The 18,701-nt window shown below is 64.2% G+C and carries 18 protein-coding genes; 12 read left to right on the top strand and 6 right to left on the bottom strand.

The window, feature by feature from the left end:
• The first annotated feature begins 134 nt into the window (after positions 1-134).
• A complete protein-coding gene (locus tag CGZ66_RS10185; RefSeq protein WP_095083908.1) occupies positions 135-623 on the top strand; it encodes a hypothetical protein in 489 nt (162 codons plus the stop codon).
• A gap of 28 nt (positions 624-651) precedes the next feature.
• Here CGZ66_RS10185 and CGZ66_RS10180 read toward each other — a convergent pair whose 3' ends face one another.
• Positions 652-1,287, bottom strand: a complete 636-nt coding sequence (locus CGZ66_RS10180) for a methyltransferase family protein (RefSeq protein WP_095083907.1) — start codon at positions 1,285-1,287, stop codon at positions 652-654.
• A 270-nt stretch (positions 1,288-1,557) separates the two neighbouring features.
• Between CGZ66_RS10180 and CGZ66_RS10175 the strand changes: the two genes are divergently transcribed.
• The 9 genes from CGZ66_RS10175 (at position 1,558) to CGZ66_RS10135 (ending at position 10,136) form a co-directional block, all read left to right on the top strand.
• The gene (locus tag CGZ66_RS10175; RefSeq protein WP_095083906.1) at positions 1,558-1,815 is read left to right on the top strand and encodes a hypothetical protein; all 258 of its coding nucleotides are present in this window, start codon (positions 1,558-1,560) and stop codon (positions 1,813-1,815) included.
• A 139-nt stretch (positions 1,816-1,954) separates the two neighbouring features.
• Entirely contained in the window at positions 1,955-2,749 is a 795-nt protein-coding gene (locus tag CGZ66_RS10170) for a COG4705 family protein (protein ID WP_095083905.1), read from the top strand.
• Between the two features lie 180 nt (positions 2,750-2,929).
• On the top strand, positions 2,930-3,613 hold the full coding sequence (locus CGZ66_RS10165) for a winged helix-turn-helix domain-containing protein (protein WP_095083904.1): 684 nt from the start codon (positions 2,930-2,932) through the stop codon (positions 3,611-3,613).
• Positions 3,610-4,989, top strand: coding sequence for a sensor histidine kinase (locus CGZ66_RS10160; protein ID WP_095083903.1), 1,380 nt, complete (start codon positions 3,610-3,612; stop codon positions 4,987-4,989). The genes CGZ66_RS10165 and CGZ66_RS10160 overlap by 4 nt, the downstream gene beginning before the upstream one ends.
• Positions 4,990-5,102: 113 nt before the next feature.
• Positions 5,103-5,708: a hypothetical protein gene (locus tag CGZ66_RS10155; RefSeq protein ID WP_095083902.1), complete on the top strand. Its 606-nt coding sequence runs from the start codon at positions 5,103-5,105 to the stop codon at positions 5,706-5,708.
• A 1-nt stretch (position 5,709) separates the two neighbouring features.
• Positions 5,710-6,372 carry an ABC transporter ATP-binding protein gene (locus tag CGZ66_RS10150; RefSeq protein ID WP_095083901.1) on the top strand — a complete coding sequence of 221 codons (663 nt, stop codon included), beginning with the start codon at positions 5,710-5,712 and terminating at the stop codon, positions 6,370-6,372.
• Positions 6,365-7,048, top strand: coding sequence for an ABC transporter ATP-binding protein (locus CGZ66_RS10145; RefSeq protein ID WP_245331050.1), 684 nt, complete (start codon positions 6,365-6,367; stop codon positions 7,046-7,048). Before CGZ66_RS10150 ends, CGZ66_RS10145 begins: the two co-directional genes overlap by 8 nt.
• The gene (locus CGZ66_RS10140) at positions 7,045-9,699 is read left to right on the top strand and encodes an ABC transporter permease (RefSeq protein ID WP_095083899.1); all 2,655 of its coding nucleotides are present in this window, start codon (positions 7,045-7,047) and stop codon (positions 9,697-9,699) included. Before CGZ66_RS10145 ends, CGZ66_RS10140 begins: the two co-directional genes overlap by 4 nt.
• Before the next feature lie 182 nt (positions 9,700-9,881).
• Positions 9,882-10,136 (top strand): DUF1344 domain-containing protein, encoded by a 255-nt coding sequence (locus CGZ66_RS10135; protein ID WP_095083898.1) that lies wholly within the window; start codon positions 9,882-9,884, stop codon positions 10,134-10,136.
• Positions 10,137-10,312: 176 nt separating this feature from the next.
• Here CGZ66_RS10135 and CGZ66_RS10130 read toward each other — a convergent pair whose 3' ends face one another.
• Positions 10,313-10,741 (bottom strand): Lrp/AsnC family transcriptional regulator, encoded by a 429-nt coding sequence (locus tag CGZ66_RS10130; RefSeq protein ID WP_095084380.1) that lies wholly within the window; start codon positions 10,739-10,741, stop codon positions 10,313-10,315.
• 181 nt (positions 10,742-10,922) lie between these two features.
• Here CGZ66_RS10130 and CGZ66_RS10125 point away from each other — a divergent pair, with 181 nt between their 5' ends.
• Complete coding sequence (locus CGZ66_RS10125; protein ID WP_095083897.1) at positions 10,923-12,026, top strand: saccharopine dehydrogenase family protein; 1,104 nt, start codon at positions 10,923-10,925, stop codon at positions 12,024-12,026.
• 119 nt (positions 12,027-12,145) lie between these two features.
• Here CGZ66_RS10125 and lpdA read toward each other — a convergent pair whose 3' ends face one another.
• From lpdA to CGZ66_RS10105, 4 genes are all read right to left on the bottom strand, one after another.
• The gene (gene lpdA, locus CGZ66_RS10120) at positions 12,146-13,537 is read right to left on the bottom strand and encodes a dihydrolipoyl dehydrogenase (protein ID WP_095083896.1); all 1,392 of its coding nucleotides are present in this window, start codon (positions 13,535-13,537) and stop codon (positions 12,146-12,148) included.
• Between the two features lie 146 nt (positions 13,538-13,683).
• Positions 13,684-15,006, bottom strand: a complete 1,323-nt coding sequence (locus CGZ66_RS10115) for a dihydrolipoamide acetyltransferase family protein (RefSeq protein WP_095083895.1) — start codon at positions 15,004-15,006, stop codon at positions 13,684-13,686.
• Position 15,007: 1 nt separating this feature from the next.
• Positions 15,008-16,021: an alpha-ketoacid dehydrogenase subunit beta gene (locus tag CGZ66_RS10110; protein WP_095083894.1), complete on the bottom strand. Its 1,014-nt coding sequence runs from the start codon at positions 16,019-16,021 to the stop codon at positions 15,008-15,010.
• A 2-nt stretch (positions 16,022-16,023) separates the two neighbouring features.
• Positions 16,024-17,256, bottom strand: coding sequence for a 3-methyl-2-oxobutanoate dehydrogenase (2-methylpropanoyl-transferring) subunit alpha (locus CGZ66_RS10105; protein WP_095083893.1), 1,233 nt, complete (start codon positions 17,254-17,256; stop codon positions 16,024-16,026).
• A gap of 344 nt (positions 17,257-17,600) precedes the next feature.
• On the opposite strand from CGZ66_RS10105, the gene holA reads away from it, so the two are divergent.
• On the top strand, positions 17,601-18,644 hold the full coding sequence (gene holA / locus CGZ66_RS10100) for a DNA polymerase III subunit delta (RefSeq protein ID WP_095083892.1): 1,044 nt from the start codon (positions 17,601-17,603) through the stop codon (positions 18,642-18,644).
• Positions 18,645-18,701 lie beyond the last annotated feature (57 nt).

The following is an 18,701-nucleotide window of genomic DNA, read 5'->3' as shown; positions in this document are numbered from 1 at the left end:
GGGGTTCTGTTGGAAAGCAACATTTTCACAGAGTCCATGTTGCTTTATTACAGAAGCGCTTGCATCGTGCGCGCCGTCAGGCTGCTTTGAAGCCGCGACGATAGACGCATTTGTGACCCGGAGAGAGTGAGAAAATGCCCTACGACAAGAATCCGTTTCCGGCCGGCGATGCCGATCGCCACGCGCTCTGGGAAATGTTGGTGCGGCGCGACATCGACGCCTTCATCGGCCAGGACTGGTCGATGGTCGAGGATGATTTCGTGGCCTCGAGCTTCTTCGGCATGCATGCGCATTTCCTCAGCAATGCCGACGCCTGGAGGCTGCAGTTCCCGCGGCTGGAGGTCTACCGCGACGAGTGGCTGCGCCAAGCGAAGGAGACCGCGGCTACGAAATTCGCCGAGCCGCTTCGCGAGGCGCTGTTTCGCGTCACCAACATGCGTGACATCGATGTCGACGGCGACCGCGCCGTGCTGCACAAGAAATTCGACGGCTCCGTCGCCAAGGTGGACGGCAGCGTCGACAGGCTGAAATGGCAGACGCTGTATTTCTGCACCAAGGTCGCCGGCAGCTGGAAGATCGCCGGCTTCGTCGGCTACATGCCGTATCCGCTTGGCAGCTCGTAGCGCTGGTTGAGCGGCGCTGCGCCGCTGATCAATAGATCGTGACGAGGGCCGGGAACAGCAGGCCGGTCGCCCGGAAATGCTCGACCAGTTCGATGGCCGGGAAGATGGCGAGGAAATAGAGCCCGTCATAGAACGTGCGCTTCAGCGCCAGCGTCGAGAACTGCATTTGGTCATGGTCATGATACAGAAGCGGATTTGGCCAGAACCGGGGCGTGTTCTTGACATAGGCAAGGTAGGTCGGGCCGAACTTGCCGAGCAAAAATCCGGCTTCCTTGCGCGCCGTGACGCGAAAGATGAAAAAGCTGGCAAGGCCAAGCGCGACGGCCGCCAGCAACGAGCCGTAGAGCAATCCGATGCCGACCGCCCCGACCGTCGAGAAGAAGTAAAGCGGGTTCTGAGTCATCGAAAATGGTCCGGTCGAGACCAGTTCCTCGTTCTTCTTGCCGCCGACATAGAGGATGCTCCACAGCCGTCCTACGACGCAGACCAGTACCAGGCAGAAGCCGAACAGTTCGAGCGTCTCGTGCCCGTTCGAGCCCTCGCTGAGCGCCGGTTTGGTGAGAAACAGAAGCAGCACAGCCAGTACCGCCGCCACCCGCACGAAGATCAGCCGCTTGCGTTGGTTGAAGGCCCGAGAAACCGGCTTTAGGGTAGCGTAGGTCATCGTGTTTCCTGGAGCGCTGGCAACCGGGCGTCCGGCAACCTGGGGGCACTGGGCCACCCCATGGATGGCGGATGCAAGGCGCCCGGCCTTCTATCAGCGCACCGCGAGGCGTTCGTAAAGGCTTTTCGCGCGGCCCCAGCCCATTCTTACGAATTTGTAAGCCGCCGGACAGGCGAGCGTGAACTCGCTTCCCTACTGTGCTGGTGCCGGATCGGCCACCACCGGGCCGGATTCAATAGCCGCAACCGGCATCAAACAGGGAAACATCTCATGAGACGATTTGCGCTAGCCATCGCATTGGGCACCCTTGCCGTGTCCAGTACGGTTTCCTCTGTCCTGGCGGCAACCGCGCCCTGCGAGGATACGTTGAAGACCCTTCGTGCGGCGGAGGCCGCGGCCACGCTCAGCGCAGCGGACAAGGCGAAGATCTCGGAACTGGAAACCAAGGGCATCGAACGCTGCAACGCCGATGACGACAAGCGCGCCGACGAGTTCTTCGCTCAGGCCATGAAGGTCATGGGCAAATAATCCGTGTCGCCCAAGGCATGGCCTCGGGCCTGATTCGAGGCTGTGCACCGACTGGGACATGACATGCACCAGCGGATCGCATGAACCCCCTCGCGATGCGCTTCATTCCGCCATAATCATCAACCTCAGGACTTCAGCCATGCTCTCGACCAAGAAGCAACCTGCCGGACCGAGCTACAACAGGGTCCCCGACGTCACCGTCGATTTCTGGCTGATCAAGCTGATGGCGGTGACCATGGGTGAAACGGCGGCCGATTATCTCGCCGTCAACCTCGGCCTCGGGCTGACCGTCACATCGCTGATCATGACCGGCATCCTGATCGTCGCCATTATCGCGCAGTTCGCGCAGAAGCGCTACGTGCCCTGGGCCTACTGGTTGGCGGTGGTGCTGATCAGCGTCGTCGGCACGCTGATCACCGACAACCTCGTCGACAATTTCGGCGTGCGTCTCGAAACGACCACGATCGCTTTCAGCGTCGTGCTCGCCGCCACATTCGCTGTCTGGTACGCCAGCGAGCGAACGCTGTCGATCCACACCATCGTCACCACCAGGCGCGAGATCTTCTACTGGCTGGCGATCCTGTTCACCTTTTCGCTCGGCACCGCCGCCGGCGATCTCGTCGCGGAGAGCTTCGACATGGGCTACCTGACATCAGGCCTGCTGTTCGGCGGCGTCATCGCGCTCATCGCGCTTGCCTACTACCTGCTTCATCTCGACGGCATCCTGGCCTTCTGGCTCGCCTATATCCTGACACGGCCGCTTGGCGCCTCCTTCGGCGATCTGCTGTCGCAGCCGGTCGAATATGGCGGCCTGGGTTTCGGCACCACCTTCACCAGCCTGATCTTCCTTGGCTGCATCGTTGCCCTTGTTCTCTACATGACCCTGAAGAGGACAGCCGATGAGGCCGATGAAATCCTGCTGGAATCGGACTAGACCCATCGCTTCGATCCATGCCTCGATGTTTGCGCGCCATAGCAGGACTGAAGGGGTAGGAAGGACCGCTGCCGAACAAGTTTAGTTTTATCCTGCCGTCGTGGCGGCTCGTGACATCCTAGGAACGGACCCATGCCGGTGCTAGCCTATCGCCGATCTCGGCAACGGACCGGAACAGCCATGCGACTTCTTCTCGTCGAGGACGACAACAGGACGGCTGACTACATCGTCCGGGGCTTGACCGAGGCCGGTCATGTCTGCGACCTGCTGCGCAACGGACACGACGCGCTTTTCGCGGCGACCAGCGGCGCCTATGACGTGATCATAGCTGATCGGATGATCCCCGGTCTCGACGGCCTGTCGATGGTCAAGGCGGCCCGCGCCGCCGGAGTTCGAACCCCGGCCATCTTTCTCACTTCCGTCGGCGGCGTCGACGACCGCGTCGAAGGGCTCGAGGCCGGCGGCGACGACTACCTGGTCAAGCCCTTTGCCTTTTCCGAGCTTCTCGCCCGCATCAACGCACTTGGCCGCCGGCCGGCCGCGCAGGAGCAGAAGACCATTTTGCGGGTTGCCGACCTCGAAATGGACCTGATCATGCGCCGCGTCACGCGTCAGGGCCAGCCGATCGAGCTGCAGCCAAGGGAGTTCAGCCTGCTGGAGGTGCTGATGCGCGGCGAAGGACGCGTGATCACCCGCACCATGCTTCTGGAACGCGTCTGGGATTTTCATTTCGACCCCAAGACCAGCGTCGTCGAAACCCATATCAGCCGGCTGCGGGCCAAGATCGACAGGCCCTTTGAAACCCAGCTTATCCACACGGTCCGCAACACGGGCTACAGTCTGCATGCACCGCTCGCGCCATGACCGGAGCATGGCCAAGTCTGCTGCGGAGCACGCCGTTCCGGCTCGCCCTGACCTTCGCCTTCCTATTCATGCTGGCCTTCGTGCTTTCGGGCGCCATCGTCTATCGCATGATGAGCGCCGATCTTGCCGAGCGGCTCGACGAATCCATCAAGGAAACCTACTCGGTCGTTGCGGCGACCTATACAGAGAGCGACCTTGAGGACCTGATTTCCACAGTCGAAAGCCATTCGCAGCTCAGCCCGAAGAAGCAACAGCTGTTTTCGCTGACCGACGCGGCCGGAAATCATTTGGCCGGCAACTTCACCGCGGCAGGGCTTCCCGATGGTTTCTCGATGTTCGACGCCGACATGCCCGGCGTACCGCCGGGCGCCGAGTACCGTGCCTATTCCGGCTCGATCGGCGGCAACAATCTGACGGTCGCCTTCAGCCTTTCCGAGACGGAGGAGCTGGAAAAGGTGGCGATAATGAGCTTCGGCTGGGCAACCCTGATCATCACCGGGCTGGCGATCGCCGGCGGCGCTCTGCTTGCCTCGCGCGTCCAGCGTCGGCTCGACGGTATCGCCGCCACCATGGTGGACGTCTCGCATGGCCGAATGGGTACCCGTATCCCGCTGACCGGCAAGGACGACGATATCGACGTCGTCTCCAGCCAGATCAATGCGGCGCTCGATCGCTTGTCGGCATTGGTCGAAGGCATGAAACAGGTCAGCGCCAACATCGCACACGATCTGAAGACGCCGCTCAACCGGCTGCAGATGATCCTAGAGGGCGCCGCCGACAGAGCCGCGCGGCGTCAAGACGTCTCCGACGATCTGGCCGATGCGCGCGCCGAGGGTTATCAGATCAACGAGACCTTCGATGCGCTGCTGCGGATCGCTCAGATCGAGGCCGGCGCGCGCAAGGCGCGCTTTACCGATGTCGATCTCGACGAGATCCTGCAGACCATCGCCGAGATCTATATCGATGTGGCCGAAGACGACGGCAAGGTGCTGTCGTCGACGCAACTGAACGCAACGGCGGACCGAATCCATGGCGATCGGGAGCTGTTGACGCAGATGTTCGCCAATCTGGTGGAGAATGCCCTGCGCCATTGCCCGCCCGGCACGACCATCAAACTGACGGTGACGCGCCAGGGCGAGCGCGTGCTTGCCAGCGTCGCCGACAATGGACCCGGTATTCCTCCGGACGAACGCGAACGGGTGTTCCAGCGGCTCTACCGGCTTGACCACAGCCGGTCGACACCGGGCAGCGGCCTCGGCCTCAGCCTTGTCAGGGCCATCGCTGACCTGCATGGCGCATCGATCGCCCTTGACGATTGTCGGCCGGGCCTAGCGGTGGTGATAAGCTTTCCGCTGATAAGATCGGTGGCGTCATAGGGCCTGAAAGCCAGAGCCAAAACCTTACCAAAGCGTATGAGGCCGGCGACCCGCCCGTAAACTTCCAGCGGCATACTGAATGGACCTCACCGTTCATCGAAAGGCTGCGGAAAATGAAAACCCATTTTCGCAAACCCATCGGCATCTTGCCAGTTCTCGCCGTCGCCGCGTGCCTGGGCACGACAGCCACCTTGGTTCCGCTGCTTGGCAGCCTGCCCGCCTCGGCCGCCGAGAAGCCAGTCCAGCCGGAGAAGAACCCCCCAGGCGACATTCCCGATACGCAGGTCTTCATCGACTACACCTCGCCGCAAGGGTTCGCCATCAAGGTGCCGGAGGGCTGGGCACGGTCGGATCGGCCCGATGGCGCCAGCTTCGTCGACAAGCTGGACGGTGTTGTCGTCTCGGTTTCCAGGGCGGACGCCGCGCCGACCGTCGACAGCGCCAAGGCGGACTATGTCGCGAAACTTGAGGCCTCAGGACGCGCTGTGCGGGTAAGCGCCGTCAAGCAGGTCAAGCTACCAGCCGGCGCCGCAATCCGCATCGTCTACACCTCGAACTCCGAACCGAACGCGGTAACCAACCGGCAGGTTCGCCTTGAGAACGAGCGCTTCCTCTATTTCAAGGACGGCAAGCTCGTCGCGCTCGAACTCTATGCACCCAAGGGCGCCGACAATGTCGATCAGTGGCAATTGATGTCCAGTTCGTTCCGGTGGAAATGACATGCACGCGTTGGACGCGCATGAGATCTATCGGTTCTTCCACATAGGCGATGACGAGACGGCCGCATTGCGGGGCGTCAGTTTCCACGTGGCTGCCGGCGAGATCGTCGCCTTAGTCGGGCCTTCCGGCAGCGGCAAGTCCACCTTGCTGGCCTGCGTAACCGGCCTCGATGAACCGGATGGCGGCTTTGTCGAGGTGGCCGGCGTCCGGCTGACCCGGCGACCGGAGGCCCATCGCACGCGTGTTCGCGCCGCGAGTTTCGGCATTCTGTTGCAGTCGGGAAACCTGTTCGGCCACTTGAATGTCGAGCAGAACCTTCGATTGCAGATGCTTCTGGCCAGGAAGCCGGACGACAAGCGAATCGCCGGCTTGCTGGAAAGTGTCGGCCTTTCGCATCGCGCGCGCGCTTTTCCCACCGAGCTGTCCGGCGGCGAGACGGCGCGCGCGGGTCTTGCCGTGGCGCTGGCCGCCGATCCGCCGATCCTCATTGCCGACGAGCCGACCGCGGAGGTCGATGGTGATACCGAATCCCGGCTGATCGCTCATTTCGAGGCGCGGCGCGACGCCGGATTGGCAACGCTGCTGGCGACCCACAGCAAGGCGCTGGCGCAGCGGGCCGATCGCATCATCAGGCTGAAGGATGGGAGGATCGACCGTGGGTGAAAGGCTCGTCATCGCAAAAGGCCTCGGCCGAGACTTCCGGGATGGCAACTCCGGGCGGATCAACGTGCTGCGCGATGTCGACTGCGAGATCGCGCCGGGTGCGCGCATCGCCATCGTCGGACCCTCCGGCAGTGGCAAGACGACCCTACTGCACATTCTTGGCGGCCTCGACAGGCCGACCGCCGGTACCGTCGAATGGCCCGCGCTCGGCGCATTCGAGACCTTGAGGCCACGCCATATCGGTTTCGTATTCCAGTCGCCCAGTCTGTTTCCTGCCCTCACCGCTGTCCAGAATGTCGGCCTGCCAATGCTGCTGGCCGGCGAGAACATCGGCGCCAGCGACATCGGGGCATCGCTTCTGCAATCGTTCGACCTCGACGAACTTGGCGACAAGTTGCCGGAGGAGCTGTCCGGGGGCCAGGCCCAGCGTATTGCGATGGCACGCGCTCTGGCCATGGGTCCGAAGCTTCTGCTTGCCGATGAGCCGACCGGGCAGCTGGACAGCCGAACGGCACTGCTCTTCCTGGACGCCGTGCTCGACCGACTGGAAGCCACCGACATCGCCCTGGTGATTGCCACACATGACGAAATCGTGGCCAACCGCATGGCGACGCGCTGGACGATGGACCACGGCCGGCTCACCACCGGGCATCGGCCAGGGGCCGTTACCGCATGATGTTCCTGCTGTGGATTCGGGGTGTGCTCGCCCGTCGTTTCCTGCGCGTGGCGGGCGCTGCTGCCGGCATCGCGCTGACGGTCGCCTTGCTTTCGGCGATGGCACTCTTCCTCGCCAACGCCGGTGCGTCGATGACCGCACGCGCCGTGTCGGCGGTTCCGATCGACTGGCAGGTGCAAGTGATTTCCGGTGCCGATCCGGCCCTCGTCGGGAAGGCACTGGCTGACGCTGCTCCGGTGAAGGCCGTGCATCAGGTCCGCTACGCCGATGTCGCAGGCTTCGAGGCTCAGACCGGCGGGACGACCCAGACCACGGGGCCTGGCCAGGCGGTTGCTTTTGACGGCTCGTATCTTAGCGATTTTCCGGCGGAAATCCGCTCGCTTTCCGGCACCCTCGACGGCGTTCTGATTGCCCAGCAGACCGCCGCCAACCTCCATGTCGGCCCCGGCGACGCTGTCTCGATCCAACGCATGGGTTTGCCGCCGGTAGAGGTCAGGATTGCCGGCGTGGTCGACCTCCCGGACGCCGACGCCCTGTTTCAGGCCGTCGGCCTGCCACCCCAGGCAGCGCCCCAGGCACCGCCCGACAATGTCCTCATCCTGCCGCAGGAGGCCTGGCGGCAGATGTTCGATCCGCAGCAGAAGGCGCGCCCGGACACGACCCGGCTGCAACTGCATGCGCGGCTTGCCCACGCGGCGCTGCCGCCGGATCCCGTCTCAGCCTATACTTTTGTCACTGCCGCCCAGCGCAATCTCGAGGCGAGGGTCGCCGGTCAGGCCCTGGTGGCCGACAATCTCGGCTCGCGCCTCGGAGCGGTCCGCGAGGATGCGCTGTACGCCTCGGTCCTGTTCCTGTTTCTCGGCTTGCCAGGCATCGCGCTGGCGGTTGCGCTTACCTTTGCCGTCACCTCGTCCGGTGCGGCGCGCCGGCGGGCGGAGCAGGCGATGCTTCGCGTTCGTGGCGCGACGATCAAAGCCATCCTGCTTCTGTCCGCCACGGAAGCTGCCGTCGCCGCCATCGCTGGCACCGCGATCGGCATGGCCGCAGCATCGCTCCTTGCCGCCGTCGCCCCAGGCCTCAAGGCGACGGTCGGCATTGACGGTCCGACGCTGCTTCTTGTCGCGGTCTTCGGGCTGCTGGTCGGGCTCATCGCCTTCCTCTATCCGGCCTGGCGGGACGCGCGCTGGGTGACCGTGGCCGCAGCGCGGCGCACCGTGAACCGGCCGAACGCGCCTCTCTGGCAGCGCCTGTGGCTGGACGGCCTGCTGCTTGCGGCGGCGGGTTTGTTCTTCTGGCAATCGGCGAGCACCGGATACCAGATCGTGCTCGCGCCCGAAGGGGTGGCGGCGACATCGGTGGACTACAAGGCGTTCATCGCCCCGGCCTTGTTCTGGCTTGGCATGGCGTTGCTGACGATCAGGCTGTCGGCCACCATCATCGCGCGCAATGGCGCGCTCTTGCGAATGATTGTTGCCCCGGTATCGGGAGCGTTGGCACCTGTTGTATCGGCTGCCCTGTCGCGGCAAGCGGGGCGGCTGACGATCGGCATTGCGATGACGGCGCTGTCCATCTCCTTCGCCACGTCGACCGCTATCTTCAACACCACCTACAATGCCCAGGCGCGTATCGACGCCGAGCTGACCAACGGCTCCGACGTCACTGTCTTTGGCACAACGGACAAACCGGCCGGAGCTCACTTGAAGGCTCTCGCCTCGTTGCCCGAAGCGGCAGCGGCCGAACCCATGCAACATCGTTTTGCCTATGTCGGCACAGACCTGCAGGACCTCTATGGCATCGATCCCCACCGCATCGGACGCGCCACGGGTCTTTCCGATGCCTATTTCAGCGGCGCCAGCGCGGCCGGCACGCTCGCCCTGCTCGCCGCGACATCGGACGGTGTCCTGGTGTCGGAAGAGACCGTCCAGGATTTCCAGCTCCAGCAAGGCGATACGATCAACCTGCGGCTCATGGACGCCAGGGACCACCAGTATCATCCCGTACCCTTCAAGTTCATCGGCGTCGCCCGCGAATTTCCAACTGCACCAAAGGACTCGTTCCTTGTCGCCAATTCAGCCTATGTGGCCCGCACGACAGGCTCCGATGCATCCGAGTACGTGCTCATGCGAGCCAGGGCGGATCCGGCCGCGCTGGCGCGGAAGGCCTCGTCGGTACTCACTTTCGATCCGTCGCTGAAGGTGGCCGATATCGGCCAGGCGGCACATCTCATCGGCTCGAGCCTGACCGCGGTCGATCTTGGCGGTTTGACGACAATCGAACTGGGCTTTGCGGTCGTGATGGCCGCCGCTGCCGCCGGGCTGATGCTGGCACTGGGGTTCTACGAGCGTCGCCGGCCTTTCGCCATCCTTGCCGCAATTGGCGCCAAACCGCGCCAGCTCGCGGCCTTCCTCTGGAGCGAAGGTCTGCTGATCCTGGTCGGCGGCATGACGTTCGGGCTAATCTCTGGCTTGCTGACGGCATGGATGCTGGTCAAGCTCTTGACTGGCGTATTCGATCCACCGCCCGAAGCGTTGTCGATCCCCTGGCTCTATCTGGCAGTCGTGTCCGGCCTGGTCGCCGCTTCGGTAATTGCCGCCGTTTTGTCCGCCAGGCCATCGACTGGGCAGACGGCAGAACAGCTGCGCGACTTGTGAAGCCGAAGTTTGATTTTACCTATTTGTAAACTTGTGGCCATCCAGCCGACAACTCCAAGGCATAGGCTCGGTCCGTCTCCTTGAAGAGAGACAGATCCGGCAGCCAAGCGGACCGGATATCGAAGCCGCTCCGAGGCCAATAGCCGCCGGCTCCACAACCAGGCCAAAACGGGAAAGAGAACATGAAGAAGTCAGCTATCGCAGCCGCAATGATACTCGCCGTCGTATCGTCAACCGGTGCCTTCGCCAAGGCGGCCACCGGCACCATCGCCAGCATCGACAAGAAGGGCGATTCGATCACGCTCGCCGACGGCAAGACCTTCGTCTTGCCGGAGGGCATCGAAGCCGAGACGCTGAAGGTTGGCGAGAAGGTGGTCGTGACCTATTCGACCAAAGCCGGCAAGCTGGCGGCATCAAGCATCCAGCCGGCCAAATAGAGGCAGGGACCGGGCCGGGAGCGGCTCGGTCCTCCGCCGAGCGCGCCATGCACGGCGCGTCGATCGCCCTTGACTATTGCCGGCCGGGCCTCGCCGTGGTGATAAGCTTTCCGCTGGCATTTGGTTAGCCGGCGATCCGGCTTGGGTCCTGAAAGGCCTGGCTCCACCGAGTCAGCTCAGCGGTCGATGCGCGTCGACAGGATGATCGACGACAAGGTGCGTTCAACCCCGTCCATGGCGCCGATCTGGTCGAGCAGCATATCGAGGTCCCGGATCGATGGCGCATCGACGATGACGATCATGTCGAAATTGCCACTGACCGAATGCAGCGTCCTGACCGGCGCCAGCGCCTGCAGGCCGCGCACCACCTTGTCGGCGAGCTTGGGCGTCACGGTGAGCAGCACATGCGCCCGCACCAGCCCCTGCTCGTAGTCCGGCGCCAGCCGGACGCCGTAGCCGGTGATGATGCCGCGCTGCTCCAGCCGTTCGATCCGGCTCTGCACCGTCGTGCGCGAGACGCCGAGCTTGCGGGCGAGTTCGGCGGTCGAAGCGCGCGCATTGTCGCGCAGCAGGGAGAGCAGGGCCTGTTCGGCTTCACTGAGCATTTCGACGATTCCCTTCGGCATAATGTACAATCAGAGTTTCGTTTCGAACAATTCCACGCTTCCTTTCGACGGGCAAGCTGCGATCCTGATGCATGTTTCCCAAGAGTGCGCAGCGGTTTTGGGACAAACGACATGCGCAAAACAATGCGCTCAAGTTCAGCTTTTGGGTGAGGGACGTTTCATGAAGAAAATTGTTGTTGTCGGCGCCGGCAAGATCGGCTCGACCATTGCCGAAATGCTCGCCGCCACCGGTGACTACCACGTCACCCTCGTCGACCGCTCGGCGGCCCAACTCGCTGCGGCCGAACTGCCGGGCACGGTTGCCACGCTGGAACTCGACATCGAGGCATCGGGCGCGCTCGAGGCGGCCTTGGCCGGCAAGTTCGCGGTGCTCAGCGCCGCCCCCTTCCACCTGACCACGCGCATCGCCGAGGCAGCGGCAAACGCCGGCGTGCACTATCTCGACCTCACCGAGGACGTCGTCAGCACCAGGCGGGTCAAGCAGCTGGCGCTTTCGGGCAAGAGCGCCTTCATCCCACAATGCGGACTGGCGCCGGGCTTCATCTCGATCGTCGCCAACGATCTCGCCAGCCGCTTCGATTCGCTGGAAAGCGTGCGCATGCGCGTCGGCGCGCTGCCGCAATACCCGTCGAATGCCTTGAACTACAATCTGACCTGGAGCACCGACGGCGTCATCAACGAATATTGCGAACCTTGCGAGGCGATCGTCGAGGGGGAGCTGATCGAAGTGCCGCCGCTGGAGGAGCGCGAGGAGTTCTCGCTCGACGGTGTCACCTACGAGGCGTTCAACACCTCCGGCGGGCTGGGCACGCTGGCCGAAACGCTGAAGGGCAAGGTGCGCACGCTGAACTACCGCACCATCCGCTATCCCGGCCATGCCGCGATCATGAAGGCGCTGCTCAACGACCTTGGCCTGCGCCACCGCCGCGACGTGCTGAAGGACATATTTGAGAGCTCCTTGCCGGCGACGCTGCAGGATGTCGTCATCGTTTTCGTCACCGTCTCGGGCCGCAAGAACGGCCGCCTGCTGCAGGAGACCTACGCCAACAAGATCTATTCCAAGCGCGTCGGCGACGTCGTGCGCAGCGCCATCCAGATCACCACCGCCTCCGGCATCTGCGCCGTGCTCGACATGCTGGCCGACGGGACTTTGCCCGCAACCGGTTTCGTCAAGCAGGAAGACATCGCGCTCGACGCCTTCCTCGCCAACCGTTTTGGCAGCGCCTATGCGCAACATGAGATGGTGAGCCGGCTGGCGAGCTGAGGAGCTGCCCTTACTTCTCCCACTGTGGAGCAGGATGGGAGTCGGCTGAAGAGGAAGGGAGCCTGGAGGTTCCTGCCGTTCCTCTCCTCCGTCGACCGGGGGAGAGGAAAGCCGCCGCATCAAATATGCAGCGCGTGCCCCAGCGCCTTGAGCGCCGCTTCCTGGAACCCTTCGCCTTGCGTCGGATGGGCATGGATGGTGCCGGCGATATCCTCCAGCCGCGCACCCATTTCCAGCGCCAGCCCGAAGGCCGCCGACAGTTCCGACGCGCCCTGGCCGACCGCCTGGATGCCGAGCACCAGGTGATTGTCGGCGCGGGCGACGACACGGACGAAACCGTCTTCGCCGAGCTTCGTCATCGCCCGGCCGTTGGCGGCAAACGGGAACATGCCGATCTTGATCTCGCCACCATGGGCCTTGGCCTCCTCCGGCGACAGGCCAGCCGTCACCAGCTCGGGATCGGTGAAGCAGACGGCCGGAATTGAGCGCTTGTCCCAGCTGCGCTTGTGGCCGGCAACGATCTCGGCGACCATCTCGCCTTGTGCCATCGCCCGGTGCGCCAGCATCGGCTCGCCGGTGATGTCGCCGATGGCGAAGATGCCGCGCATCGAGGTGCGGCACTGGTCGTCGATGCGGATGAACTTTCCCGCCATGTCGAGGTCGATCTGGTCGAGCCCCCAGCCTTCGGTCACCGGTTTGCGGCCGACCGTCACCAGGATCTTGTCGGCGGCGACCTTGGCATTCTTGCCGTCCGATGTCTCGACCAGCAGCGCGCCGCCCTTGGTCCCCTTGGCCTTGGCGCCTGTCATCACCTCGATGCCGAGCGCGGCGAGCCGCTTGACCACCGGCCGCGTCAGCTCGGCATCATACTGCGCCAGCACACGCGGCAAGGCCTCGACCACGGTCACCTCAGCGCCCATCTTGGCGAAGGCAGTGCCGAGTTCGAGCCCGATGTAGCCACCACCTACGACGGCGAGCTTCTTCGGGACTTCGCTCAAGGCCAGCGCCTCGGTCGAGGAAATCACCGTGTCGCCGAACGGCAGGAACGGCAGCTCGACCGGCGCTGAGCCGGTGGCAGTGACGATCGTCTCGGCGCGGATCACCTGCACGCCGGTCTCGGTCTCGACCGCCACGGTCTTGCCGTCACGAAACGTCGCCCAGCCCTGCACGGTCTTCACCCCGGCCTTCTTGAGCAGGCCGGCGACGCCACTGTTGAGCCGGCTGACGATGCCGTCCTTCCAGGCGACGGTCCTCGCAAGATCGAGCACGGGAGCGGTGACAGAGATGCCGAGCGGGCTGTTGCCGCCCACCATGTGGGACACCTTCTCGAACTCCTCCGCCGCATGGATCAGCGCCTTGGAGGGGATGCAGCCGACATTGAGGCAAGTACCGCCCGGCTTGCCAGCCTCGACGATCACCGTATCGACGCCGAGCTGGCCGGCACGGATGGCGCAGACATAGCCGCCGGGGCCGGCGCCGATGACGAGCAGCTTGCAGGAGATTTCTTTCATCGTGGCATCCTAACTCGTTGTCGCGCTGGATCGGAAAGAACACTCCGTCGAGATCCTTCGCGCCACGTCCGATCTCCCCCCTTGTGGGGGAGATGCCTGGCAAGGCAGAAGGGGGGCGCTGTCCCGCCGGCATCTCGATCGTTCCTTCAATCCACAAAAATCAGCGCCGGCGTTTCCAGCAGCGTCTTGATGCGCTGGATGAAGACGGCGGCGTCCCAACCGTCGATCACCCGATGATCGAAGCTGGAGGACAGGTTCATCATCTTGCGCGGCATGAACTGGGTGCCGTCCCACACCGGCCGCACCATCATCTTGTTGACACCGATGATCGCCACTTCCGGATGGTTGATGACAGGCGTCGTCGCCACGCCGCCCATGGCACCGAGCGAGGTGATGGTGATGGTCGAGCCGGACAGCTCGTCGCGTGTCGCGGTGCCGGACTTGGCCGCCTCGGCAAGCCTGATCACCTCGGCGCCGCACTCCCAGATGTCGCGCGCCTCGGCATGCTTGACCACCGGCACCACCAGCCCCGACGGCGTCTGCGCGGCAATGCCGATATGGATGCCACCATGCTGGTGGATGGTGCCGGCCTCGTCGTCGAACAGCGAATTGAGATTCGGCTGGTCTGCTATCGCCTTGACCATCGCCCGCATCAGGAACGGCAGCAGCGTCAGCTTCGGCCGCTCCCCCTTGGCCACGCGCTTTTCCTTGTTCAGCGCCGAGCGCAATTCTTCCAGCGCGGTGACATCGATCTCCTCGACATAGGTGATGTGCGGGATGCGCGATTTGGACAGCGTCATCTTCTCGGCGATCTTACGCCGCAGCCCCACCACCTTGATGTCCTCGACCGCGTCGTTGCGGGCGAGGCCTGATGTTTTCGCAACTTGGGGTCCGCGCGCCAGGAAAGCTTCGATGTCCTCGTGGCCGATGCGGCCGGCCGGACCGCTCCCGGCAACTTGCCTGAGATCGATGCCGGCCTCCTTTGCCCGCAGGCGGACCGCCGGCGAGGCCAGCGGCCTTTCGCCCTCGGGACGCGGCGCGCCGGAGACGGACGGCTGCCGCGGGCTTTTCGAGACGGCGGGTGCAGGTTTCACGTCTGTCCCGCCTGACTTTGGCGGCGCCTTCGCGGCTGGCGCGGAAGTCTCGGGCTTCGGGGTCGGCAGCTTCGCCGGTGGCTCAGCAGCCACCACTTCAACCGCACCGCCCTGCGGCTTCACATTGCCCTCGCCCGCCACCTTCAACCGCACGATCGGCGAGCCGATCGCCACCGTGTCGCCGATCTCGGCGCCCAGCCAAAGGATTTCGCCATCGACCGGCGACGGAATCTCGACCGTCGCCTTGTCGGTCATCACCGCGGCAAGCACGGTGTCCTCGCGCACGATATCGCCGATCTTGACGTGCCATTCGACGAGCTCTGCCTCGGCGACGCCTTCGCCGACATCGGGCAACTTGATGATGTGTTCGCCCATCTTAAGCTCCCATGGTTTCCAGCAGCGCCCGGCCGACGCGCGCCGGACCGGGGAAATAGTCCCACTCCTGGGCATGCGGGTAGGGCGTGTCCCAGCCGGCGACCCGCGCCACCGGCGCCTCCAGATGGTAGAAGCAGTTTTCCTGCACCAGCGCCGACAGCTCGGCGCCGAATCCGGAGGTCAGCGTCGCCTCATGCACGATGACGCAGCGCCCGGTCTTCTTGACCGAAGCGACGATTGCGTCGAGGTCGAGCGGCAAAAGTGTGCGGAGATCGATGATCTCGGCATCGATACCGGTCTCCGCGACGGCTGCCTGCGCGACATAGACCATGGTGCCGTAAGCAAGCACCGTGACCGCCGAGCCCGGCCGGCGGATCGCCGCCTTGCCGAGCGGCACGGTGTAGTGGCCGTCGGCGACCTCACCCAGTTCATGCTTCGACCAGGGCGTCACCGGCCGGTCATGATGGCCGTCGAACGGCCCGTTGTAGAGCCGCTTCGGCTCGAGGAAGATCACCGGATCGGGATCCTCGATCGCCGCTATCAGCAGCCCCTTGGCGTCATGCGGGTTGGATGGCACCACTGTCTTCAGCCCCGACACATGGGTGAACAGCGCTTCCGGGCTCTGGCTGTGCGTCTGGCCGCCGAAGATGCCGCCGCCGGTCGGCATGCGCACCACGATCGGGCAGGTGAAATCGCCGTTCGAGCGGTAGCGTAGCCGCGCCGCTTCCTGGGTCAGCTGGTCGTAGGCCGGATACATGTAGTCGGCAAACTGAATTTCCACGCACGGCTTCAGCCCGTAGGCGGCCATGCCGATGGCCGAGCCGACAATGCCCGATTCGTTGATGGGCGCATCGAAGCAGCGGCTCTTGCCGTACTTGGCCTGCAGACCCTGCGTGCAGCGGAAGACGCCGCCGAAGAAGCCGACATCCTCGCCGAACACGACGACTTTGTCGTCGCGTCCCATCGACACATCCATGGCGTCGCGGATCGCCTCGATCATGGTCCGTCTTGGCATGGTCAGACCCCCGCCTGCTGGCGCTGGCGCCGCAGATGCGGCGGCATCTCGGCATAGAGCCCCTCGAACATGTCGCGCGTCGACGGCTTGCCGCCGGCATGCAGCGTGCCGTGGCTCTCGGCTTCCTTCTGCGCCGCGATCACCGTGTCGAGGATTTCCGCCTCGGCCTGCGCATGTCGCTCGTCCGACCAGACACCGAGCTGGATGAGGTGGTTCTTCAGCCGCACGATCGGGTCGCCGAGCGGCCAGGCGTCGGATTCGGTCTTTGGCCGGTAGGCCGAAGGATCGTCCGAGCTCGAATGCGCGCCGGCGCGGTAGGTGACATATTCGACCAGCGTCGGCCCGAGATTGCTCCGCGCCCGCTCGGCCGCCCATTTGGCCACCGCATGGACGGCAAGATAGTCATTGCCGTCGACGCGCAGCGACGGAATGCCGAAGCCGAGGCCGCGGGCGGCAAAGGTGCCCGAGCCGCCGCGGGCGATGCCCTGGAAGGTCGAGATCGCCCATTGGTTGTTGACAACATTGAGCACCACGGGCGCCTTGTAGGTGGAGGCGAACACCAGCGCCGAATGGAAGTCGGATTCTGCCGTCGAGCCGTCGCCGATCCAGGCGGCGGCGATCTTCGAATCGTTCGAGATCGCCGAGGCCATCGCCCAGCCGACCGCCTGGATATACTGCGTCGCCAGATTTCCGGAGATCGAGAAGAAGCCGTGCTCCTTCGACGAATACATGATCGGCAACTGCCGGCCCTTCAGCGGGTCGGCTTCGTTGGAGTAAATCTGGTTCATCATCGTGACCATCGGATAGCCGTCGGCGATGAGCAGCCCTGCCTGCCGATAGGTCGGAAAATTCATGTCGCCGGGCGCCAGCGCCTTGCGGAAGGCGCAGGCCACAGCCTCCTCGCCCAGATGCTGCATGTAGAACGACGTCTTGCCCTGGCGCTGCGCCATCTGCATGCGCGCATCGAAGGTCCGCAGCGTCATCATGTGACGCAGGCCGGCCAGAAGCTCGCCGCTGGAAAGCAGCCCGGCCCAAGGGCCGACGGCTTCGCCATTGCGGTTCAGCACGCGGATAATCGAGAAGGCGTAATCGCGGATGGTGCGGGGATCGACATCGATGTCCGGGCGCGGCACCGAGCCGGCCTTGGGGATGGGCACGTTGGAGAAGTCAGGCGTTCCGCCCGGCCGCACTTCCGGTTCCGGAACGTGAAAACGCAACATCCCAGCATCGGCCATGACCTTTGTCCTCCAACGTTGCCTGGCCCCAAATTTCCCTGGCCCAAACTTCCCCGGCCAAGGATATTTGCATATCTGCGCCACCAGACCAGTGCGAATTCGACGGGGCAGGCCTTTCGGGCCTCGATCCAAGATCCAGCCTCCCCGGCACAACATGAAGATATGTCCGCGAAATTTCTTGTCGATGTTGGGCAGCGGCGCGCAATTAGGGGCAAGATTGGGCAATGTTCCGGTCAGATAAGGTGATTGGTGGCAAGACTTGGGTTCCTCTCCCCACTTTTGTGGGGCGAGGAACCCAAGCTGGAAACCGTTCACTCCGCCCCTGCATCATGCTAACCACCCCCATGGCACAGAAGAAAGCTTTCGAGGTCGATTCCTGGCTGGCCCGTCCGGACCAGCGCATCTCGATCGTCCTGCTTTACGGCCCCGATCGAGGGCTCGTCGCCGAGCGCGCCAAGGCCTTTGCCGAGAAGACTGGCCTGCCGCTCGACGATCCATTCTCGGTGGTCAGGCTGGACGGCTCGGAGGTTGACCGCGACGAGGGCCGGCTGCTCGACGAGGCGCGCACCGTGCCGATGTTTTCCGACCGGCGGCTTTTGTGGGTGCGCAACGCCAGCGGCCAGAAGGCGTTGGCCGATGACGTCAAGGCGCTGACCGCGGAGCCGCCCCGCGACGCCATCATCCTGATCGAGGCCGGCGATCTCAAGAAGGGCGTGGGGCTGCGTGCCGTGGTCGAGGCGGCGGACATTGCCATGGCGCTGCCCTGCTATGCCGACGAGGCCCGCGACATCGATGCCGTCATCGACGACGAATTGCGCAAGGCCGGCATGTCGATGACGCTGGAAGCTAGACAGGCGCTGCGCCGAAATCTCGGCGGCGACCGGCTGGCCTCGCGCGGCGAGATCGAAAAGCTCATCCTCTACGCCCATGGCCAGAAGGAGATCGGGCTGGAAGAGGTCAGGGCGATGTCGGGTGACGTGTCCGGCGCCTCTTTCGATGACGCCGTCGACGCACTGCTCGAAGGTAAGGTCGGCGACTTCGACACCGCCTTCACCCGCCATTGCCAGTCCGGCGGCCAGCCGTTCTTGGTGCTGTCCTCGACGATGCGGCAGTTGCAGGCGATCCAGGCCATGCGTGGCCAGATGGAGTCTGCTGGCCGCAACGCCGCCTCGGTCGTTGCCGCGGCCCGCCCGCCGGTGTTTTTCTCGCGGCGCAAGCTGGTGGAGAAGGCGCTGGAGCGCTGGAGCAGCGAAGCCCTCGGTCGCGCGCTGACCCGGCTGCAGACCGCTGTGCTGCAGACGCGGCGGCGCCCGGATCTCTCCGTCGCGCTGGCGCGGCAGGCACTGCTTGGCATTGCGGTGGAAAGCAGCCGGCTGGCGCAGCGGTAGTTTTGGGACTGACGGCTCAGCCGTCGAGGTCAGCGCCACCCCTCATTGTCCTGCCGG

This window comes from Mesorhizobium sophorae, assembly GCF_002270415.1.
GTDB classification, from domain to species: Bacteria; Pseudomonadota; Alphaproteobacteria; order Rhizobiales; family Rhizobiaceae; genus Mesorhizobium; species Mesorhizobium sophorae.
Note: the sequence above shows the minus strand (reverse complement) of the source record. Positions and strands in the feature narration are given on the sequence as shown.